This is a genomic window from Psychrobacter sp. FME13 (assembly GCF_014861395.1).
In the GTDB taxonomy this organism is placed as follows: domain Bacteria; phylum Pseudomonadota; class Gammaproteobacteria; order Pseudomonadales; family Moraxellaceae; genus Psychrobacter.
The window spans coordinates 1-3849 of record NZ_RRYV01000213.1 but is presented as its reverse complement, the minus strand read 5'-3'; the positions used below and the strand labels follow the sequence as shown (position 1 = coordinate 3849).

Genomic DNA, 3849 nt, shown 5'->3' with positions numbered 1-3849 from the left:
CGTCTATGGGCATCTCACAACTCCATTGTATTCTTGGTCGAAAACAATAGATTAGTGAGGTGCTCTTCTTTTTTCAATCACTTTCGAAGTTGAGAGTGGGGTTAATTAAGTATGTTTATTCATAAATTTTAAACTTCACCATTTATACTCTATATAAGGAGCTCGCTCTGAATACCTCAGTACTGAGCACATCGAACATTAGCGCTAGCGAAAATATCTCGCCTAGTGAAACAGACCTTGTACCTTCAGACCTTGCTGAGCAAATGCAACAAGCCTCTATGCAAGCTAGTCAGTTACTAAAGTCACTCTCACATCCTGATCGCTTGTTACTCCTATGTCAGCTAACTCAAGGAGAATACTGCGTCAGTGAGCTTGAGAAACTGGTTGGCGTTGGGCAGCCAAGCTTGTCACAGCAGCTAGGAATCCTACGCAAGGATAAGCTCGTCTCAACACGCCGTGAAGGTAAACAAATCTACTATAGCATCGCCAGTGATGATGCTTTAGCAGTACTAGACCTACTTTATCAACGCTTTTGTGCCAAAATAGACAGATAGCTTGTACACTAGGGCGTGTCTTCAATTCATTCGATAGTTATCTCAATGGGCTAAAAATGGCTGAATCTTGTTAAACATCGTCAAATAGTTGGTTAATATCCCGATATTAACCAACTATTTTCCTTGTTTAACGGCAATTTATCTCATTTTTATCACCATTTTTGAAATGAAGACACGCCCTAAGTACCTAGATGTAGTTAACTTTTTTCTTATGATGACGACCTATTGTTATGCCTTCTATTGCCGCTCGTCTGATACCTGCTTGGCTACGCCAATACAAGCTATCTGCGCTGCCGACTGACGTCATCGCAGGGTTGGTAGTTGGTGTGCTTGTCATTCCACAAAGTTTGGGCTATGCAGTGTTGGCAGGACTGCCACCCGTTTATGGCCTATATGCGGCTATCGTTCCTGTCATTGTCTATGCGTGGATAGGCTCAAGTAACGTCCAAGCGATAGGGCCTGTGGCTATCACAGCAATCATGACAGCTAGCAGTCTACATCCCTACGCATCAGATGGCGCTCAGCAATATGTATTGATGGCCAGCTTACTGTCATTAATGGTGGGGGCGATGTTATGGTTAGCAGGTCGGCTCAAGCTTGGCTGGATTATGCAATTTATCAGTCGGGGTGTTTCTGCTGGTTTTATCAGTGGTGCTGCGGTGCTTATTTTTGTTAGTCAGCTTAAATACTTGACTGCTATCCCTATCTCAGGGAACGGATTATTCGGTTATTTATCGAGTATGCAACTATATTTCCATCAACTACATCCGCTAACCTTGCTTATCGGCATCATCGCTTTTACTTTACTCATTGCTAATCGTTATGGCAGTAAATGGGTATGGAAATCTTGGTTACCACTAGCTTATGCCAAATGGGCAGAACGTTTGTTTCCGCTTATCCTGCTTGGTATAACGATTATCTTAAGTATCAGCTTACATTGGCATACGAGCGGTGTGGCAACGATTGGTAGTATTCCGCAAGGGCTACCCAATTTCACGCTTCCCTATGTACCAAACTTTGATGTCGCACTGAACCTATTACCTAGCGCAGGACTGATGGCACTGATTGTATTTGTATCAAGTAGTTCAGTGGCGAGCAATTATGCGCGCTTACGCGGTGAGACCTTTGATGCCAACCGCGAGCTAACTGGACTGGGTGCTGCTAATATCGCGGGTGGATTTTTTCAGAGTTTTGCTGTCGCCGGCGGCTTTTCACGCACCGCAATCAATGCTGATTCAGGTGCCAAAACGCCTGTCGCTAGTCTAGTGACTGTGATAGTTATGCTGGCCGCTTTGATCGCTTTTGGCAATACTTTATCACCACTTCCTTATGCCATATTAGGCGCGACCATCATGGCCTCTATCATCGGCCTCATTGATATATCAACCTTAAAGTCAGCATGGCAACGTGACCGTATCGATGCGGCTAGCTTTATGGCAGCCTTTGCTGGTGTTTTAATGTTTGGACTAAATACTGGCTTAGTGATTGGTTTGATGGTGTCTTTTGCTAGCTTGATTTGGCAGTCAAGTAAACCGCACGTGGCCATCGTCGGGCAGTTAGCAGGTACAGGACACTTTCGTAATATCAATCGTCATGATGTGGTGACATTCGACAATTTATTGATGCTGCGTACCGATGAAAGCTTGTTTTTTGGTAACAGCGAAGCCGTTCATCGGCGGGTAATACAAGCGACCCAACAGTACCCACAAGCTCATGAGATTATCCTCATTATGTCAGCAGTCAATCATATTGATTTGACTGGACAAGAGATGCTGATCAGCCTTAATAAAGAGCTTCTCAGCCAAAATAAGCACTTAAATTTTAGCTTTATTAAAGGCCCTGTGATGGATATCATTGAACATACCCCTGTGATCACTCACCTCTCAGGCTATGTTTATTTGAGTACCATGGATGCAGTAGAGGCTCTAAAAGATAGTTAATTCTAGCTATACTAAAAGCTGTGTTATGCTAACGCCTAAAAGTACAGTCTAAATGACAACTTTAAAAAACATTCTATATTCAAATGCCTTTTAATATCTGCGACCGAAGTAATTTATGACCGATAACTTAACCATTTATAAGCAAATTTATCCAAGCCAATGTAACAAAATTGCCGAGCTTGGCTACCGCTCTGTGCTTAATATCCGTCCTGATGCTGAGACGGAGACGCAGCCCAATAGCTGCGACTTTGTCCATGCAACTGCAGATGCCAACTTGACCTATCATCATCTGCCGTTTGATGATGAGCGACTAAGTCTGCTAACTATAGAGCAATTTGCCGAGTTTTATCACTCTATGCCCAAGCCCATACTCATGTTTTGTGGTACTGGCGCACGTGCCAAGCTGCTGTATCAAAGTGCATTAATGCAAGGCCTGTTATAGTTGGTTCAAGATAATACTGTAATACCCTTTACACAGTACCTCTTTAGAAAGTTACACATTCAGCTTAGGCTTAGCACTGTACTCAAATAATAAACCTATCACCTACTTATATAGAAAATAATAAGGAATTCTTATGAGCCATCAAGTTAACTTCACTGGACAAATCACTCCTGACCAAGTAGCCATGATTGCCGAAAACGGTTTCAAAACCATTATTAACAATCGCCCAGATGGTGAAGAGGCAAACCAACCGACCAGTGCTGAGATTGAAGCGGCGGCTAAAGAAGCAGGCCTTGCTTATAAAGAGGTTTCTTTTGCAGGTAGTGAGCTGAACCAAAACCATGTCGAAACCTTTGCTGACTTTTTCAATCAAGCTGAGCAGCCAATATTGATGTTTTGTCGTACAGGCAACCGCTCAAACGGTATCTATGAAGCCGCCAAGCAGATGGATTTGTTAGACGACTGAGTGATCACTCATAGATTGTAAATAGTTATCACACACTATCGATAATTGCGCCCGTCCAAAATTTGGATGGGCGTTTGCCGTTATGACCATTTCGATAATAACCTCTGGCAATTTTGGTAAGACAAAAGGCAATGGATTATTAGCTTTTGTTAAGGCTGTCATCTGACCCAAGCTGCTTTTAGCCACCACAGTTATCCCTTGCCCTGTCAGTATTAAACTACTTATTGCACCAACGCTATTCGCGCTACAGACCACTTGACTAGCAACATTGATTTGGCTCAACCCTTGGATAGCTGCATGATGAAAATGGCAGCTTTCATCAAATAAAATTAAAGGCACACTAGGGTGTGTATAGAATTCAAATCAGGGGCAACCAGATAAAGACACAAGCAAGCATTACCGCCGCTGCATAGCTATCTTTGAGCTTATCATATCGCGTGGCAATGC

At 43.0% G+C, this 3849-nt stretch carries 5 protein-coding genes and 1 pseudogene; 4 read left to right on the top strand and 2 right to left on the bottom strand.

Features of this window, described 5'->3' with window-relative positions:
• Positions 1–263 precede the first annotated feature (263 nt).
• The 4 genes from EI164_RS15010 to EI164_RS14995 all read left to right on the top strand — a co-directional run bounded on the left by EI164_RS15010 (position 264) and on the right by EI164_RS14995 (position 3402).
• Entirely contained in the window at positions 264–554 is a 291-nt protein-coding gene (locus tag EI164_RS15010; protein WP_192520729.1) for an ArsR/SmtB family transcription factor, read from the top strand.
• Positions 555–784: 230 nt separating this feature from the next.
• A complete protein-coding gene (locus tag EI164_RS15005; RefSeq protein ID WP_192520727.1) occupies positions 785–2494 on the top strand; it encodes a SulP family inorganic anion transporter in 1710 nt (569 codons plus the stop codon).
• 115 nt (positions 2495–2609) lie between these two features.
• A complete protein-coding gene (locus EI164_RS15000) occupies positions 2610–2936 on the top strand; it encodes a beta-lactamase hydrolase domain-containing protein (protein WP_192520726.1) in 327 nt (108 codons plus the stop codon).
• Positions 2937–3069: 133 nt separating this feature from the next.
• Positions 3070–3402, top strand: a complete 333-nt coding sequence (locus tag EI164_RS14995; RefSeq protein ID WP_192520725.1) for a TIGR01244 family sulfur transferase — start codon at positions 3070–3072, stop codon at positions 3400–3402.
• Here EI164_RS14995 and EI164_RS14990 read toward each other — a convergent pair.
• Positions 3391–3741 (bottom strand): hypothetical protein, encoded by a 351-nt coding sequence (locus EI164_RS14990; protein ID WP_192520723.1) that lies wholly within the window; start codon positions 3739–3741, stop codon positions 3391–3393. The genes EI164_RS14995 and EI164_RS14990 overlap by 12 nt on opposite strands.
• Before the next feature lie 19 nt (positions 3742–3760).
• Positions 3761–3849: pseudogene (locus tag EI164_RS14985) on the bottom strand (IS5/IS1182 family transposase); the annotation flags it as partial.